This window comes from Corynebacterium sp. HMSC074C01, assembly GCF_001814605.1.
In the GTDB taxonomy this organism is placed as follows: Bacteria; Actinomycetota; Actinomycetes; order Mycobacteriales; family Mycobacteriaceae; genus Corynebacterium.
This window is the reverse complement of the sequence record NZ_KV817301.1, coordinates 125,068-141,724: the sequence shown is the minus strand read 5'-3', so window position 1 is coordinate 141,724 and position 16,657 is coordinate 125,068. Positions and strand designations below refer to the sequence as shown.

The 16,657-nt window shown below is 60.8% G+C and carries 16 protein-coding genes; 3 read left to right on the top strand and 13 right to left on the bottom strand.

Annotated features, from left to right (window positions below):
* The first annotated feature begins 74 nt into the window (after positions 1 to 74).
* The gene (locus HMPREF2978_RS12140) at positions 75 to 1,574 is read left to right on the top strand and encodes a GntP family permease (RefSeq protein WP_070745731.1); all 1,500 of its coding nucleotides are present in this window, start codon (positions 75 to 77) and stop codon (positions 1,572 to 1,574) included.
* Here the strand turns inward: HMPREF2978_RS12140 and HMPREF2978_RS12135 are convergent.
* The 4 genes from HMPREF2978_RS12135 to pth (HMPREF2978_RS12120) all read right to left on the bottom strand — a co-directional run bounded on the left by HMPREF2978_RS12135 (position 1,571) and on the right by pth (HMPREF2978_RS12120) (position 5,889).
* Complete coding sequence (locus HMPREF2978_RS12135; protein WP_070745728.1) at positions 1,571 to 2,581, bottom strand: CaiB/BaiF CoA transferase family protein; 1,011 nt, start codon at positions 2,579 to 2,581, stop codon at positions 1,571 to 1,573. The two genes, HMPREF2978_RS12140 and HMPREF2978_RS12135, sit on opposite strands and share 4 nt — an antisense overlap.
* Before the next feature lie 75 nt (positions 2,582 to 2,656).
* Positions 2,657 to 4,288: a peptide chain release factor 3 gene (locus HMPREF2978_RS12130; protein ID WP_070745726.1), complete on the bottom strand. Its 1,632-nt coding sequence runs from the start codon at positions 4,286 to 4,288 to the stop codon at positions 2,657 to 2,659.
* Positions 4,289 to 4,312: 24 nt separating this feature from the next.
* Positions 4,313 to 5,170, bottom strand: coding sequence for an SDR family NAD(P)-dependent oxidoreductase (locus tag HMPREF2978_RS12125; RefSeq protein ID WP_070529235.1), 858 nt, complete (start codon positions 5,168 to 5,170; stop codon positions 4,313 to 4,315).
* A 41-nt stretch (positions 5,171 to 5,211) separates the two neighbouring features.
* Positions 5,212 to 5,889 (bottom strand): aminoacyl-tRNA hydrolase, encoded by a 678-nt coding sequence (pth, locus tag HMPREF2978_RS12120; RefSeq protein WP_070529233.1) that lies wholly within the window; start codon positions 5,887 to 5,889, stop codon positions 5,212 to 5,214.
* A gap of 39 nt (positions 5,890 to 5,928) precedes the next feature.
* On the opposite strand from pth (HMPREF2978_RS12120), the gene HMPREF2978_RS12115 reads away from it, so the two are divergent.
* Together HMPREF2978_RS12115 and HMPREF2978_RS12110 are read left to right on the top strand one after the other, a co-directional pair.
* Entirely contained in the window at positions 5,929 to 6,912 is a 984-nt protein-coding gene (locus tag HMPREF2978_RS12115; protein WP_070745724.1) for a nitronate monooxygenase, read from the top strand.
* Between the two features lie 64 nt (positions 6,913 to 6,976).
* Positions 6,977 to 8,431: a glyceraldehyde-3-phosphate dehydrogenase gene (locus HMPREF2978_RS12110; RefSeq protein WP_070529231.1), complete on the top strand. Its 1,455-nt coding sequence runs from the start codon at positions 6,977 to 6,979 to the stop codon at positions 8,429 to 8,431.
* Between the two features lie 177 nt (positions 8,432 to 8,608).
* Here HMPREF2978_RS12110 and HMPREF2978_RS12105 read toward each other — a convergent pair whose 3' ends face one another.
* From HMPREF2978_RS12105 to HMPREF2978_RS12065, 9 genes are all read right to left on the bottom strand, one after another.
* The gene (locus HMPREF2978_RS12105) at positions 8,609 to 10,141 is read right to left on the bottom strand and encodes an ABC-2 family transporter permease (protein ID WP_070515894.1); all 1,533 of its coding nucleotides are present in this window, start codon (positions 10,139 to 10,141) and stop codon (positions 8,609 to 8,611) included.
* Positions 10,134 to 10,877 carry an ATP-binding cassette domain-containing protein gene (locus HMPREF2978_RS12100; protein ID WP_070515892.1) on the bottom strand — a complete coding sequence of 248 codons (744 nt, stop codon included), beginning with the start codon at positions 10,875 to 10,877 and terminating at the stop codon, positions 10,134 to 10,136. The genes HMPREF2978_RS12105 and HMPREF2978_RS12100 overlap by 8 nt, the downstream gene beginning before the upstream one ends.
* Positions 10,878 to 10,963: 86 nt before the next feature.
* Positions 10,964 to 11,635, bottom strand: coding sequence for a response regulator (locus HMPREF2978_RS12095; protein ID WP_070515891.1), 672 nt, complete (start codon positions 11,633 to 11,635; stop codon positions 10,964 to 10,966).
* Positions 11,616 to 12,821 carry a sensor histidine kinase gene (locus HMPREF2978_RS12090; protein WP_070529228.1) on the bottom strand — a complete coding sequence of 402 codons (1,206 nt, stop codon included), beginning with the start codon at positions 12,819 to 12,821 and terminating at the stop codon, positions 11,616 to 11,618. Before HMPREF2978_RS12090 ends, HMPREF2978_RS12095 begins: the two co-directional genes overlap by 20 nt.
* Before the next feature lie 30 nt (positions 12,822 to 12,851).
* Positions 12,852 to 13,751 carry a polyphosphate kinase 2 gene (gene ppk2 / locus HMPREF2978_RS12085; protein ID WP_070745722.1) on the bottom strand — a complete coding sequence of 300 codons (900 nt, stop codon included), beginning with the start codon at positions 13,749 to 13,751 and terminating at the stop codon, positions 12,852 to 12,854.
* Positions 13,752 to 13,826: 75 nt separating this feature from the next.
* Positions 13,827 to 14,291, bottom strand: a complete 465-nt coding sequence (locus tag HMPREF2978_RS12080) for a PepSY domain-containing protein (protein WP_246818779.1) — start codon at positions 14,289 to 14,291, stop codon at positions 13,827 to 13,829.
* 95 nt (positions 14,292 to 14,386) lie between these two features.
* Positions 14,387 to 15,265 carry a fumarylacetoacetate hydrolase family protein gene (locus HMPREF2978_RS12075; RefSeq protein ID WP_070529224.1) on the bottom strand — a complete coding sequence of 293 codons (879 nt, stop codon included), beginning with the start codon at positions 15,263 to 15,265 and terminating at the stop codon, positions 14,387 to 14,389.
* Positions 15,266 to 15,270: 5 nt separating this feature from the next.
* Entirely contained in the window at positions 15,271 to 15,810 is a 540-nt protein-coding gene (pth, locus tag HMPREF2978_RS12070) for an aminoacyl-tRNA hydrolase (RefSeq protein ID WP_143342291.1), read from the bottom strand.
* Between the two features lie 100 nt (positions 15,811 to 15,910).
* On the bottom strand, positions 15,911 to 16,567 hold the full coding sequence (locus HMPREF2978_RS12065; RefSeq protein ID WP_070529222.1) for a 50S ribosomal protein L25/general stress protein Ctc: 657 nt from the start codon (positions 16,565 to 16,567) through the stop codon (positions 15,911 to 15,913).
* Between the last annotated feature and the right edge of the window lie 90 nt (positions 16,568 to 16,657).

Here is a 16,657-nt window from a genome sequence, read left to right as displayed (position 1 = left end):
GTACCGGTGCCGCATGCGCAGGAAGGGCGATTCGTCCTCTTGCCTCAGATGACCAAGACTGTGAGGTAGAAACAATGGTTATCTCATTCATCGGGGTGATTCTCTCCCTGATTTTCCTCGTCGTGATGGCCTATCGCGGGCACTCCGTGGTGGTCGTCGCTCCCTTCGCAGCGCTGATCGCGGTGCTCTTTTCCGGCGAGCCTATCCTGGCCACCTATACCCAGATCTTTATGCCGGCAGCCGGAAACTTCGTGACCAAGTATTTCCCGCTCTTCCTCTTCGGGGCAATCTTTGGGTACCTGATGACATCCACGGGGCTGGCCCGCTACCTAGCGCGCGGGATTACCGCGCTATTCGGGCCTAAGCGAGCGATGTTCTCGACGGTCGTCGCCACCGCATTGCTTACCTATGGCGGTGTGTCCGCGTGGGTTGTGGCTTTTACCATCGTGCCCATCGCGACCGCTTTGTTCAAGGAGTCCGGGATCCCCAAACGGCTCATGCCTGGTGCGATTGCCTTGGGAACCATCACATTCGCGCTGGCCGGGCTCCCAGGTTCGCCGCAGATTCACAATGCCATCCCTACCAGTTACTTCGGAACCAACGTCTACGCGGCGCCGCTCTTCGGCCTCATTTCTTCCGCCCTCATGCTGGCGGCGGGAACCGCGTGGCTCGAATACCGCGTGCGAACCCTCCGCGCGAAAGGTGAGACGTTTGAGCCGCTCGATGCCGACGGGAAGGTCATCGAAACACCCGAGGGAATCGGCGACAGCGGGGAAGAAGCAAGTGTAGAAATCGGTGGTGAATCCTTCGACACCAACTCCGGTGGCCGGGTGGCCACTCACGCCAGAGCTGAAACCGAGCCTTCTGTCCAGGTGCAGGGTTTGCTGGGTCTGGCGCCCATCGCTGTTGTCATCGCGGTCAACTTCGCCATGGTCTACGGGGTGTCGAAAGTGCTGGACACCTCCTATTTAGCCGAGGAGAAATACGGCGAGACCAACCTCGATGCGCTGTTGGGCATCTGGTCACCGACGGTTGCTCTGGCCTGCGCGGTGTTCGTCATCGTGGCGATGTTCCCCAAGCGTGCCGCCGAGTCCATTAAGGAGTTCTCCGATGGTGCCAAGAACGCAATCCTTCCGTGCCTCACCACGGCCTCGGAGGTTGGCTATGGCGCGGTGATTGCCGCACTGGCTGTCTTTAGCGTGGTCAAAAGCAACATGATGGGAATCTCCGATAACGCCTTGGTGGTTTCCACGGTGTCCACCGCCGTCATCTCCGGCATCACAGGTTCCTCCTCAGGTGGTCTGTCTATCACGATGCAGACCCTGGGTGATCAGCTCGCCCAGCTAGCGACGGAACAGGGCATCAGTCTTGAGCTGATGCACCGCGTGACCGCGATGGCCTCGGTATCTTTCGACTCCATGCCGCATAACGGCGCGGTGCTTACCATGCTGATTGTCTGCGGCATGACGCATCGCCTGTCCTATAAGGATGTTGCCGTGGTGACCATCATCATTCCGCTGGTAACGCTGGCGTTGATGCTCGGCGTCAACGCACTCATCCCCGGCCTGAGCTAGAGAAAGCGCGGGGCCGCGCTAGGCTCCGTGTGGCCCGCGCCTTCCACATAGGTTTCTCGCGCGGCAAGATGCGGGTGCGCCAGAACGTCCTCGGGGGAGACGACCTCCGTGACACAGGCATCGCTGCCGCGGAAGATATCGATCCATTCCGCTTGTGTCTTTTGCGCGAAGCGCTGCGCGATGATCTCCTTCATGGCCGGCCAGGCATCGCGGTCATTTTGCTCGTAGCCGCTTAGTTCCTGTTCAAGCCCCAGGCCTTTCACCATGAGCGTATAAAACTGCGGTTCGATGGCGCCGGCGGCCATCCACTGGCCGTCGGCCGTGCGGTACACGCTATAGAACGGGGCACCACCGTCCAAGAGGTTGGTGCCGCGTTCCTGCCATTGGCCTTCGGCACGGAAGGCATGGAGCATAGCGGTGAGGTTGGCCGCGCCGTCAACAATCGCGGTATCCACCACGCAACCACGGCCGGTGTTCTTCGCCTGCAGGACGCCCGCGAGAAGTCCGGTCACCAAATACATCGAGCCGCCGCCGAAGTCCCCGAGAAAGTTGACCGGCGGAACGGGAGCACCATCGCTGCCCGCGATGGAGTGCAGCGCACCGGAGACCGCGATGTAGTTGATGTCGTGGCCGGCAGTGTGGGCGAGCGCGCCGGATTGACCCCAGCCGGTGATGCGCCCGTAGACCAGTGCCGGGTTAATCGCCTGCGCCTCCTCTGGGCCTAAACCAAGGCGCTCAGCTACGCCGGGGCGGAATCCTTCGATGAGGATGTCCGTTGTGACGAGGCGCTCGCGCAGCTTTTCGACGTCCACCGGGTCCTTAAGGTCCGCCTCCAGAACCTCTTGCCCGCGGTAAAGGATGCTGTGCGGGACTACGGCGGGAGGGTTTCCTGGGCGGACCACGCGGGTAACACTAGCGCCCATGTCCGCAAGCATCATCGCAGCGAAGGGGCCGGGGCCGATGCCTCCGAGGAAAAGGACTGAAATGCCGGTGAGAGGAGAGCTCATGGTGACCTACCTAAGGGTGTACGGATTTCTGGCCAATCGTACCGTGAGGTGGGTCACCCGACAAGGGCGCGAAAACTAGTCCGCCACGAGTGTTTCGATGGTCAGTTCCGGGTGCTCCTTCTCAATGAAGGCCAGCTTCCACTTATCACCAAACAGAGCGATGAGTTCGCCATCGGTGCGGGTGAAGATCTCCACGCCGCGCTGACGGCCCAGCTCGGGCGCAGACTCGGCGTCCGTGCGCCGCGCCACCGAGTAGGGGATGGGCTCGGTGATGGTCTCCACGTTGTATTCGACCTCCATGCGAGCCTGCATGACCTCGAACTGCATGGGGCCCACCGCGGCCATGACCGGGGCGGCATCGCCACGCGTATCGTTGCGCAGAATCTGGACCACGCCTTCCGCAGCCAGCTGGTCCAAGCCCTTGCGGAAGGCTTTGTAATCGCCCAAAGACTTCGCGCGCAGGATGCGGAAAGCCTCAGGCGCGAACTGCGGCATGGGCTGGAACTGTACCTTCTTGCCCGTGTAAATCGTGTCACCCGGTGCCAAGGAACCGGCATTGATCAAGCCCACAATGTCACCCGGGTAAGCCGTATCCACGGTGTCACGCGTGCGGCCAAAGACCGTCAGGGCGTACTTAGTGGAGAAGCTGCGCCCAGACTGTGCGTGGTTGACCTGCATGCCGCGCTCAAACTCACCCGAGACCACGCGCATGAAGGCCAAGTTATCGCGGTGCTTGCGGTCCATGCCCGCCTGCACCTTGAAGATGACGCCCGCGAAGTCATCGGTGACCTCACGTACCTCATCGATGGCGGAGGTAGCGGCCTCGATGGCCTGCGGATCCGACTCACGCGAGCGCGGAGCCGGGGCGATGGCGCACAGCGTATCCAGAATCTGGTGCACGCCGAAGTTCAGCATCGCGGAGGCGAAGATGAGCGGGGAAGTCACGCACTGCTCGAAGAGCTCTTGGTCGTGCAGGGCGCCGTCGGCTGCCAGCAGCTCTGCTTCCTCCACAGCCGTCTCCCAGGCGTCCTCTTCCTTCGCGGCTGCATCCTCAGGCGCGTAGTGCTCCTCCGGGGCGATGGTGGAACCACCGGCGGTGCGCAGGAAGTGCACGTACTCGTCGGCCTCGCCGTCATCGTTGATGTGGGCCAAGCCGCGGAAGTCGCCGGCAATACCCACCGGCCAGTACAGCGGGGTGGGCTGCAGCTGGATTTCGTTGACGATTTCGTCGACAAGCTCCAGCGGCTCCCGGCCCACGCGGTCCCACTTGTTGATCACCGTGATGATAGGCAGGCCGCGGGCCTTACACACTCGAAACAGCTTGAGGGTCTGGGGCTCGAGGCCCTTGGCGGCGTCGATAAGCATGACGGCGGCGTCCACCGCCGTGAGCACGCGGTAGGTATCCTCCGAAAAGTCCGCGTGGCCCGGGGTGTCCACCAAGTTGATCATGTAGGGCTCGCCCTCGTGACCCTCGGGCGCGTACTCGAACTGCAGGGCCGAGGAGGCCACGGAAATGCCGCGCTCCTTCTCCATCTCCATCCAGTCAGAGACCGTGGACTTGCGGTTGCCCTTGCCATGCACCGCGCCAGCTTCGTTGATGACGTGCGCATGCAGCGCCAGCGCCTCCGTTAGCGTGGACTTACCAGCATCCGGGTGGGCGATGACGGCGAATGTGCGGCGGCGGGAAGCTTCGGAGGCAATACTCATGCGGGCTAGTTTAGCCGCTGGCTGCTACCACTCCACATTGAGCTGGCGGCCCAGATCATCAAAGACGCGCCGGGCCACGGAGAGCTTCTTCGCAATCGGCCGCTGCAGGCCTGGCTTGCGCTTCTGGTTGTAGTACTCGCCGGATTCGAAATGGATGCCTGGGGTGCCGCTGAGGAAGTAGGCCAAGTTCTCCCCGCCCTTGTCCGCCTTGCCTAAGACGTATTGAGCCGCAGTGGTCGAATAGAGCTTGCTTGTCCTACTCGTTGAGTTATGCCCGAAGCCAGTATTCAAAATGCCCGGGTGGAAGGCCACGGAGGTCAGACCATGCGAGTCGAGGTAGCAGGTCAGAAGAATATCGCCCAACTTGGCGTTGCCGTAAGCGCGCTCCGCGGTGAATTTTTCAAAGGTGTTTGGGTCACCGGGATCGAAAGCGGAATACAGGACGTTGGCCAAAGAGGCGGTCTGCACCACGGTGGCATCGCTGGCCCGCAGGGTATCGCGCAATAAAGAGGTCAGAAGAAAAGGCGCCACAACGTTGATCTGCCACGTGCGCTCGAAGCCATCGGCGGTGGCGAAGGGGCCGTCGAACATGCCGCCGGCGTTATTGCCCAAGGCATCGATCTGCGAGTACTGGCTTAGCTCTTCCGCGAGACGGCGAACTTGGCCCAAAGACTCGTAGTTGGCCACGTGAAAGGCCGCACCAATTTCTTCGGCTACGGCCTGCGTCTTTTCCGGGTTCCGGCCCACGAGCACGAGCGAATCCTGCGGGCGGCGCTGGTGAAGGATGCGGGCAGCGGCCGCGCCCACCCCGCTCGAAGCACCGGTAATGACAATTGTTCGAGGGTCATGACTAGAAGGCAGGTTCTTGCTCGCGCGGCTCATACTTGGACAGTGTAGGGCGTTGAGCGCCGCTGCGCCGGGGTTTATTTCGCCCGGGAATGGATCTCCTGCTGGGCCTTGCTGAGTCCCTCTGTCACGATGAGGCGGGCGGCCTCGGCGGCGGTGGCGATGGTGGAATCGAGCTCAGCGCTGGCGTCGACAGGCGCGAGCACCCAGTCCGGGATGGAGCCACCCTTGGGCGGGCGCCCGATACCCACGCGCACACGCAGGTAATCGCGCGTGCCCAAGCGCTCGCTCAGCGACTTCAAGCCGTTATGGCCATTCTCGTTGCCGCCCTTTTTAATGCGCACCTTGCCGGCGGGTAGGTCGAGCTCGTCATGGATGACGATGATGTTTTCTGCCGCAACCCCCAGCTGCGCGGCCAAGGGTGCGATGGGATCGCCGGAGAGATTCATGTAGGTGTGTGAACGCAAAGCCACGACCTTCGTGCCCCCGAGCTCGAGCTGTGCGGCGCTGAGCTGGTGCCCGGTGACGGGTTCAAGCATGTCGCCAGCTTCGGCGAGGAGATCATCCACCGCCATGTACCCCACATTGTGACGGGTCGCGGCGTATTTCGCGCCGGGATTGCCTAAGCCTACGATGAGCCACTTAGCGCTTAAATCGGCTGGACTTAGTCCAGGGTTGACTGCCTTTTTCGTCTTCTTCGGCGCAGCCTCAGCGCTGCCAAAGAGGCGGGTGAAAAAGTCACGGATGGCGGACACAACAACTCCCTTGATGGATTTTCTTTAGGCTGGGGGACCATGAGTCAACTTCTTGAGGCTATCCCCTGTCCCGTCCTCCCTGCCCCGATGGCCGGTGGGCCCACCACGCCTGAACTGGTTGCCGCCGCTGAGTCCGCCGGTTCTTTTGGCGCGCTGGGCCTGGGGAGCTCTTCAGTAGACGCCGCGCGGGAGGCCATCGCTGCGTGTGCGGGCACGCGATTCGGGGTCAATATCTTTCACCCGCAGCGCGCGCTGACTGAAACGGAGCTCGCAGCTGCACGGTCCCTCGCCGCGGAAGAGGACGCCGTGCTTGGCGACGTCCCCCTAAACTTCGGCTGGCAGGACAAGCTCGACGCAGCGCTGGAGGGTGGGGCAGCGGTGCTCTGGTCGATGTTCGGCGTCTTTAACGAGGAAGAAGTCGCGCGCATCCATGCCGCTGGGGCAGAGGCGTGGACCACGGTCACCACCCCCGAGGAGGCGCAGACTGCCACCGCGCGAGGCGTCGATGTGTTGTGCGTGCAGGGGCCTGAGGCCGGCGGGCACCGCGGAGTGTGGGACCCGAGTGCGGAACCCGACCAACGCCCGCTTAAAGAACTTGTCGCGGCGGTCCATCAGGTCACGGACCTTCCGCTCATTGCCGCGGGTGGGCTGCGAACTCGGGAGGATGTCGCCGAGGCCCTGGCGTGGCCGGGGGTAGAGGCAGTCAACTGTGGCTCTGCCTTCTTGCTGTCCGAAGAAGCCGGAACGAGTGAGCACAACCGTGACCTTCTGCGCCGTGGCGGCAGGACGGTGTCGACCCGCGCGTTCTCCGGGCGCTACGCCCGCGGGCTGGAGACCGCCTACACACGGGCACACCCGGACCTGCCTTTGGTCTACCCCTATCTCAACGCGTTGCTGAAACCGCGTCGTGCGCAGCTCGACGCCGACGTGGACTATTGCCTCGTAGGTGTCGATGTAATGAAACTTCGCGGGGGTAGTGTGGCGGAGATCCTCGCTCAACTACACCCAAACGGGCATGAATAAGGGTTAATATTTACGGATGGACATAGTTTTACACCCTTTTTGACGAGTAAAGGATACAAAGCACGTGACTTCGAACGCGCACATTGGGCACGAGGATTGGAACGAGCGCCTGGAGCTGGCCCAAGAGATGATCCCGCTCATCCACCAGCTGCACCGCAATAACAACGTTGTCACCTCTATCTACGGCCGCCTGCTCATCGGTGTGACCGATATCGACATCATCAAGGCACACCGCTACGCCCGCCGCATCGCTGAGCGTGAGCTTTCCACCGCAGAGACCCTGCCCATCCTCAAGGAACTGTGCTCGATGAACCTGGGCACCGCTTCCATCGACTTGGGCCGCCTGGCCACTGGCTTCCAGGAGTCCGGCTCCGATAACCTGCGCAACTACCTCGAGGAGACCCTCGTGGATCTCGTCGGCGCTGCTGTGGATAAGGAATCCACCGACGTCGTCCTCTACGGATTCGGTCGCATCGGCCGTCTGCTAGCCCGCATCCTCATCGCCCGCGAGGCTGCTTACGGCGGCGTGCGCCTGCGCGCCATCGTCGTGCGCAAGAAGGGTGACATGGACATCTTCAAGCGCGCCTCCCTCTTGCGCCGCGACTCCGTCCACGGTGCCTTCAACGGCACCATCGCCGTCGACGAGGAGAACGAGGTCATCTGGGCCAACGGCACCAAGATTCAGATGATTTACGCTAACGACCCGGCGGAGATCGACTACACCCAGTACGGCATCGACAACGCCATCGTCGTGGACAACACCGGTGTGTGGCGCGACCGCGAGGGCCTGTCCCAGCACCTGCAGTCCAAGGGCGTGGCTCGCGTGCTGCTCACCGCTCCGGGCAAGGGCGACCTGAAGAACATCGTCTACGGCATCAACCACGGTGACATCGAGGATTCCGACCAGATTCTCTCCGCCGCATCCTGCACCACCAACGGCATCACCCCGGTGCTCAAGGTTATCAACGACCGCTACGGCGTGGTTCACGGCCACGTGGAGACCGCGCACTCCTTCACCAATGACCAGAACCTCATTGATAACTTCCACAAGGGTGACCGCCGCGGCCGCGCAGCCGGCCTGAACATGGTGCTCACGGAGACCGGTGCAGCCAAGGCCGTGTCCAAGGCTCTGCCGGAGTTTGAGGGCAAGCTCACCGGTAACGCCATCCGCGTTCCCACCCCGGACGTTTCCATGGCCGTGCTCAACCTCGAGCTGGAGAAGGAAGCTGACCGCGACGAGGTCAACGACTTCCTGCGCAACGTCTCCCTGCATTCCGACCTGCGCCAGCAGATCTCCTACATCGCCTCCCCGGAGGTTGTGTCTTCTGACTTCGTGGGCTCTACCCACGCTGGTGTCGTCGATGGCCTCGCCACCATCTCCTCCGGCAAGCACCTCGTGCTCTACGTGTGGTACGACAACGAGTTCGGCTACTCCAACCAGGTCATCCGCATCGTCGAGGAAATCGCCGGCGCTCGCCCGGTGGTCTACCCGAAGCGCGTTGATGTTTCTGAGCTCTAAACGCTAAAACACTGCTACCGCCCGTGCTGCATGGCGCGGGCGGTAGTGCTGTTTTAGGGTCCTGCCCGGCTTGCGACCTAGCATTGCCAGGATGCTTCACGCCCACAACTGCCCGATCTGCCAAAAGTAGGGGCCGAGATCGAAAAATCTAGACTGTTTTCGTCAGATTGGTCAGTTTTAGCGGGAAGACAGCGCTCGAGTATGGAGTAAATGTCGTGCGCGCAATGTCGCGGCCACCCCGAGCACTGCGGCCAACACCACAGCGACGGCATAGCGCAAAGGTGAGTGCGCAACCAAAGGCCAGGCGGGGAAGGCGAGTACCCACAGACCGGTATCAGCCAAGACATCGCCGCCCAAGGTGACGGAGACAATCGTCCCTATGATTGTGAGAGCGATAGCGCTCACAGTGCCGAAGCGAATCACCAGAATGAGTGATACAGCTGCGATGACATAGCCCACCCCAACCGCAAGGGGCAAAGCGGAAAACTGTGCAGCGCCATCACCACCTGCGAGCGCACTGGCCAGGTATGCGGCAGCGCATACCGCCAGGATGACACACAGGAACCAGAGGAGAATCCCGGATGTGCCGAACCGTGTTTCCATATGGACCAACGGCCATGAATCAGCTACACGGGGCCAAACGAGGACCGGCAAGATACCTGCGCCGACCGGAAGCAGAAAGTAGTGAAAGAAACCTTCGACGTAGTTAGCGGGATATTGCAGGGCGACAAAGCCTAGCGCCAGAATGCTGAGCATCAAGCAAGAGAACACCGCTGGGCTAAAAGCTGCACGGTGGAGTCCTAGCAACGTGGACCACAGCGAGGACTGTGCCGCCGCACGGGGGTGGCTCGTTGGCTGCCATACTTGGGCTTCTTCCATGGTGGTATTAGCAACGTCGGCATCAGTCTGGGCCGTTGTGGAACGCGCGAAACGGTGTCGCAGCGAGAACATTGGCCGGTATCGTCGCGGCGTGTAGACCGCGGCTAATGCTCCGAGAACGGCGAGGATGACGCACAATATGAAAGCCGGTAGTGGACTGCTGGTGAGAAGTGGGTCGTGTGGTTCAAGAGGCACCGAGTTCTGGTGAATACGCAATGCGCGCAGAAGCAATCGTTGCGGCCATGCTGGGGGAAAGGCCCACCACCTGCCTGATTCGACAGTGCACGGAAGGATGCTGATTATTTGCCATAGGGCCGCGGCTACCAGCGTTAAGCCGAAGCCCAGTCGGCGGGCACAGGCGGCGGAAAGCCCGGCAATGCCAAGCGCGCCAAGGAAGGAGTAGAGCCCAGCTACGAGGATAAGCTCATGATTCTCCCGCCCCTGGGCAGCGACAACGAACCAAGAAACACCAAAGTTCAGAATATGGAAGACCGCAAGGCTGACAATGACAACGATAAAGCGGGCAGCATTCTCGAGACGCGGGTTGAGGTTTCTCCATTGCGTTCCGCCGCTGCGAGTGATGGTCTCGCGGCGTTCTGGAATGGCAGCGAACAGCCCAGTAAGAGGGGAATACATGCCGGTAACAAACAAGGATTGCCAAGCCAAGACGCCCGTGGCATCAGTGCGTGCTGAGGCCATTGAGGAGAAAATGATTGTCATGATGACCAGCGGTAGCGCCAGCAAAGGCAACCACTGTAAGGCGCTTCCACGGCTGCGCAGTAGTTCTGCTGAAAGGTAACTCGGGCGAGGGGCAGTAGTGTGCTTAGGCACGTGACTCTCCTTCCCGGTTGGTAGGCGCTTGGGAGGGGTGGCTCGGTGAGGTAAGTCGGAAGAATTCTTCCTCCAACTGACCACGTGGAGCTAGTTCCTGCAAGGAACCGGAATAGCGAATCGTGCCCTCGGCCAAGACGGTGATGTCATGGGCAAGGTGCAGTACCTCTCCAAGCTGGTGGGAGCTGACGATAACGGTGTGCCCAGCCGCGGCTAGTTGTTGTAGTAGCTCTCGCAATTCCATGATTCCTTGGGGATCGAGGCCATTCTGGGGCTCATCAAGAACAAGAACCTCTGGATCGCCGAGGAGAGCTTGCGCTAACGCTAGGCGGGCCTTCATACCAGTGGAAAAGGATTTCGCCTTCTTGGAGCCAACGCCGCTGAGCCCAGCGATGGAGAGAACCCGGTCAATCTCAGAGTCGGGAAGCCCCAGAAGTCGAGCGTGAACGCGAAGATTCGCCGCGGCAGACAGATGACCATAAAAGGCTGGCCCGTTCACTGAGGCACCAATGCGGCGAAGCACATTGCGGTTCCAAGGTTGGCCCGCCACGCTGATGGAGCCCGAGTCAGGAGGCAGGAGGCCTAAGAGGATGGAGAAGATTGTTGATTTTCCTGCCCCGTTGCGCCCGAGGAGCGCATGCACGCGGCCAGGGGAGATGTGGAAGGAAACATCATCGAGGACTCGTTGCCGACCGAAAGATTTCGAGATGTGCTCAAAAGAGATATCGCAATTCATAGAATGCAGTATCGCCGGGGCGCATCATGAAGGAATCCGCCTGCATGATGGTCTTCAGCGAGCAGACCTCCTACCGTGGTAGGAGCTTAGGCAACCCCAGCACGCTGCGCTAAGAGAACGAGGGCCACTCGGTCACGTGCGGCGAGTTTAGACATGAGCGCGGAGACGTGAGTTTTCACCGTGGTTTCTGCGATGACCATGTCGGCGGCTATCTCCGCATTTGTAGCACCACGCGCGATGAGTGAAAGCACTTCCATCTCGCGGCGCGTTACGAGGCTGAGTCCTTGGCGTTCCTGGGCGCTGAGGGTATCGCGTGTCAGCGCTGAGCGATAAGCCTCTAGCACTGGGCCGGTTACCTCGGCGGCCAGTACCGATTCTCCTTGCGCCACGTTGCGTACGGCGGTCACAAGAACCTCTGGGTCGGCATCCTTCAGCAGGAAACCGTGGGCGCCAGCGGAGATGGATCGCGCCACGAGCTCTTCATCATTGAATGTGGTGAGCATGATGATGCGGCACTCGGGCTTTCGCTCGAGTATGGCCTGAGCCGCTGCAATGCCGTCCATACCGGGCATGCGAATGTCGAGGATCGCCACATCAATGTGGTGGCTCAGCGCTGCTGTCACGGCGTCCGCCCCCGTGGCAGCGGTTGCCGCGACCTCGATGTCTTCTTGCGCAGTGAGGATGGTAGCCAGTGCTGAGAGCAGCATTGCTTGATCATCGGCCAATAAGACGCGGATTCTAGAGCTGCTGGGTTGCATCCTTGGTCTCCTTCATCGGTATCTGTGCGTGCAAGGAAAAGGAATGAGCATCGCCGGAATAGTCGAGGCGACCGCCGAGCGAACGGGCTCGTTCCGAAACTCCGACTAAGCCCACGCCGCTGCCCGCGACGTTGCTTGGCGTGGGATGAGGATTGATGGAGGTGAGGGTGAGCGTGGCGGCGTCATCAAGTACAAGCTCAACGAAGACGTGCGTGCCGACGCCCTGATGGCGCAGCGCATTCGTCAATCCTTCCGTGATAATGCGCACCAGAGCCATCTGCACCAACGATGGCACGGCGTATTCAGTCGGGAGGTTGGCGTCCACCTTTAGCCCTGCAGCGCGGAAGCCTTCGAGGATCCCTTCGATGTGCTCAAGTTGTTGAGCAGGCTCTAGAGTCGTGGGGCCGGGTGAGCGCAAGGCAGCGACTATGCCGCGAACCTCGCCCAAGGCGGTATCCGCATTATCGCGGATCGAAAGAAGTGCTTCTTCAGCCGCGCCGGAGTCCGCAGTCGCTGCAACGATGCCTGCATTAGCCTGAACCTTAATCAGGGTGAGGGAATGGGCAAGGACATCGTGAAGTTCCCGTGCAATGAGGAGGCGTTCTTCTTCTTGTGCCTGGTGGAAGCGCTCGCGGGCCAGTACTTCTCGTTGGCGATCACGGTCGAAATAGCGGGCAGCAATAAAGTATGTGCTTCCCAGTACTGCCCAGTGAGCCACAACCATAGCGAGGAAGTGGGTGTCCACCTCATAGCGGAGAAGATAGGACTCAGCATCGATCCGCCACATGAAGGGGGAGATGAAGGTACCGATCACGGTGATGAACAGAACCACCCGCGGAATCAGCCTCTGGGTGATGTACCGCGAGGTGGTGTACACGGCCATCGGGGCGGTTAATGCCCAAGGCGGCAAGCCGTTATTGGCAGGAAGCTGGATCATCCACGTGACTGCCCAGGCTGAAAGAAGAACTAAAAAGCCTGCCGCGCTTAGGGCTGGCTTCGAGCGCCACACAAGGAAGAACGGTATGAATAGCAGCGACAAGAGAGATTGGATAACCTCTACTGTTCCGGCAGAGGAAAACGCCAATGCACAATAAAAGGCCGCTACGAGCCCCGCGACTCCTGCGAGCAGCGCGTCTCCCAAACGCACCGAGGACAGGAAGGCGCGCGCGGTGCGGGAAAAGCTCATAGACGGCCATGGTAGTACATGCAGAAAGTACTACTTCTTCTTTTTGTCCTTCTTGGACTTCTTTTTCTTGCCCTGCTTCTTGCCGTCGCCGTTGACCTTGGCACGCTCCAAATCGGCGGCGACATCCGGGACGTAGGCAAACTCATTGCGCGGCGGGCGTACGTATTCGGCCTCGAGCTCGGGGCGATCTGGAATCTCAGGGACATCCTGCTCTACGTGCTGGTACGGAACCATCTTGAGGATGTGGTTGATCACGTTGATGCGCGAGCGCTTCTTGTCCTCGGATTCCACGGTGTACCACGGGGAGGACGGGGTATCGGTGTGGACGAACATTTCATCCTTGGCACGTGAGTAGTCTTCCCAACGGGTAATGGACTGCAAGTCCATGGGGGAGAGCTTCCAGCGGCGCAGCGGATCGTTGCGGCGGGACTTAAAGCGTGCGAGCTGCTCCTCATCAGAAACGGAGAACCAGTACTTAAGAAGGATGACGCCATCCTCGATGAGCATGTGCTCCAGCAGCGGAGCCTGGTGGAGGAAGCGCACGTATTCTTGCTGGGAACAGAAGCCCATGACACGCTCCACGCCGGCGCGGTTGTACCAGGAACGGTCGAAGATGACGATCTCGCCGGCGGTGGGCAGCTTCTCAATGTAGCGCTGGAAATACCACTGGCCCGCCTCACGGTCGGTGGGCTTCGGCAGCGCCTCGATGCGGCAGGTACGCGGGTTCAGGGATTGCGTAATGCGCTTGATGGCGGAACCCTTGCCGGCGGCGTCGCGGCCCTCCATGATGATGACCACGCGGGCGCCGGTCTCAACGACCCACTGCTGCATCTCGACGAGCTCTGCTTGGAGGCGCTTGAGCTCGTCCTCATAGGCTTGCTTGTCTAGCTTCGGCGGCTTGGTGGCAGACTTCTTAGACTGTGAACTCATACCTCTAAATTTACCGCTTAGCTGGGTAAATACCTAACCGCGAGAGTTAGGTAGGCGGGGCGAATTGGCAGGTATTTAGTCAACCTCGTGTTGCGTCACCGCGCCGCTGGCGGCGTCGACGTCGAGTTCATGTTCCTGGCCATTAGCCTTGAATTCAATCTCCCAGTGTGGGCCCTTGCCGTCGTCACCATCGTCGTAGTCGACCTCTTTTTCTGTGACGGTCTGGGCATCAACACCGGCGTGGGATAAAGCTTTCTCGAATGCTTCATCACCGGTGAGCTTCCCAGAATTCTCTGCATTTCCGGCGTCCCTGGCAGCAGCCGTGGCTGCAGGCTGTTGGGCGTCGTCATCGCGGTCATCGTCGTCATCATCATCGCCCTGGTCCGCGCCAGTTGCAACGGCTGTTTCCGTCACGGTTTCCACAGTCGCGGGAGTCGGCGTCGGGGCGGGATCGGCCTCTTTATCCGAAGAACAGGCAACCAGCGCGGTACTGGTGCAGAGTGCAAGGCCGGCGGCGGTGAAGCGGGAACGAAGAGTCATTGAGGCTCATCCTTCTTGGTCGGTCGGGCACGTGTGGTGCCCCACCCTAACGAAGCCTGTCAGGTTTCGCTGAAGATCCTGGATGCGGCTGAATATTAACGGCCGTGACAGGTACAGCCTTCGCCGCAGCCCCCGGCAGCGGGCGGTTCGCCGAAGCGCGTGGTGTTCTCAATTGCCCCGAGCCCTTCGATGCTGATGCGGGTGCGGGAGCCGTCGCCAAGCAGTGCTTCCTCACCGCGCGCGAAGCCCACGCCTTCCGGGGTGCCGGTGGCAATAACATCGCCTGGATTCAGGGGGTAGAGGGAGGAACAGAAGGCGATGAGCTCGGCCACGGAGAAGATGAGGTCATCGGTGTTATCGTCCTGTCGGACTTCACCATCGACGGTCGTGACCAGTCGCGCGGCCTTGCCCGGGGCCCATTCATCAGCGGTGGTTAACCATGGCCCGAAGCCGGCGGTGCGGTAGAAGGATTTGCCGGCGTGGAACTGCGTGGTGGCACGCTGATAATCGCGCAAAGTGTAGTCATTCATGATGGCATAGCCAGCCACGTGCCCGAGTGCCTCCGCTACCGGAATGCGGTGCGCACGGCGCCCAATGACCACGGCGAGCTCTCCTTCATAGTCCAGCTTCTTCGTGGCATAGTCCGGCACATAGACATCGTCGAAGGGCCCGGTCAGAGCCTCCGGGAACTTGATGAAGAGCGTGGGCTGTGTAGGCAGCTCGCGGCCCATCTCACGGGCATGCTTGGCGTAGTTAACGCCGACACAGATGATCTTTCCTGGGTTAGGGATGACGGGGGCGAGATCGGCATCGTCGAAAACCACGGGCTCACCGGAGAGCTGCGCAGCTTTGTGCCAATCGGGGCTGGCGAGCAGTTCTCCTACGTCCTCATAATCCAGCTCGGTGCCCACGTTGGGGCCGTCAATACGGATAGCGCAGGTGCCAAAACTGGTGCGGAGGGTAGCGAGTTTCATGGCAGTTAGTCTAGCGCGCGAAGAATCTCATCGACCGCGTCGGCGCACATGATGGGGACCTCCTGTGCCTCCTGCTTGTTCCATGTTTTAAGCACAAATGCGGCTGGGTCCATGCGCCCGGGCGGGCGGCCGATGCCGACTGAAAGGCGCTGGTAGTCCTTGGTGCCCAGAGATTTCGTGGTGGAGCGCAGCCCGTTATGGCCGTGGTCTCCGCCGCCTAAGCGCCGCTTGATGGTGGCGAAATCAAGCTCAAGTTCATCGTGCACCACGATGATGTGATCAGCGGGCACAGAGAAATATTGAGCGAGGGCTTTGATGGGTCCGCCCGACAGGTTCATGAAGCTGCGCGGCTTGGCGACGATCATCTTGGTGTCCCCGCGCCGCGCTTCGGCGATATCGGTGTTCGTCTTCTTGTGAACTGAGAAGGAAGCAAACAGCTCGCGGGCTAGCTCATCAGCCACGTCAAAGCCGATGTTGTGGCGGGTACCAGCGTACTTCGGTCCGGGGTTTCCTAGACCAACGACGAGAAAGGGAGAAGAAGTCACGCTGCTAATTCTAAACAGCGTAGGGGCGAAAAACGGCGAACCGCGCCCGTCCCCAGAAAGCTGGGGGCAGGCGCGGTGCGTTAGATAGGTGAGGGGAAGTTTACTCCTCGTCCTTCTTCTCCTCGGAAGCGGACTCGTCGGCGGACTCGGCGCCAGCCTCAGCGCCACCTTCCTCAGCAGCCTCAGCGGCAGCCTCGACGTCCTCATCAACCTCCGGCTCGGAGATGGAGACGATGACGGTGTCTTCCTCGGCAGCAAGGGTGGTGCCCTCCGGCAGGGAAACCTCGCCGGCGGTGACCACGGTGCCGTCCTCGAGGCCCTCGATGGACACGACGATCTCTTCCGGAATGTTGAGCACGTCTGCCTCGACGAGGAGGACGTCGGCATCCTGGATGGACATGAGGCCCGGAGCCGGCTCGCCCTCGAGGACAACCGGAACCTCGACCTCAACCTTCTCGCCGCGCTTAATGGAGAGCAGGTCGATGTGGTCGATGTTGAAGGTCAGGACGTTCTGGTCAATGTGCTTGACCATGACCAGGTGCTGCTCGCCCTCGAGCTCCAGCTCGAACACGGCGTTGACGCCGTGGTTACGGACCAGTGCGGTCATCTCCAGGCGGTCAACGGCGAAGTGCAGGACGTCGACGGCGTGGCCGTAGACGACGCCCGGGATCTTGCCTGCAGCGCGCAGACGGCGAGCGAAGCCCTTGCCGAACTCGGAACGGACTTCAGCCTTCAATACGGGGCGCTCAGAAGCCATAAGTAAATCTCCTTAAAGTATCGTTGTGCGGCAAGGGCTGTTGTAGGACCATGTAGATACGACAAAAGCCTGCCGATGGACGTCTTGGAC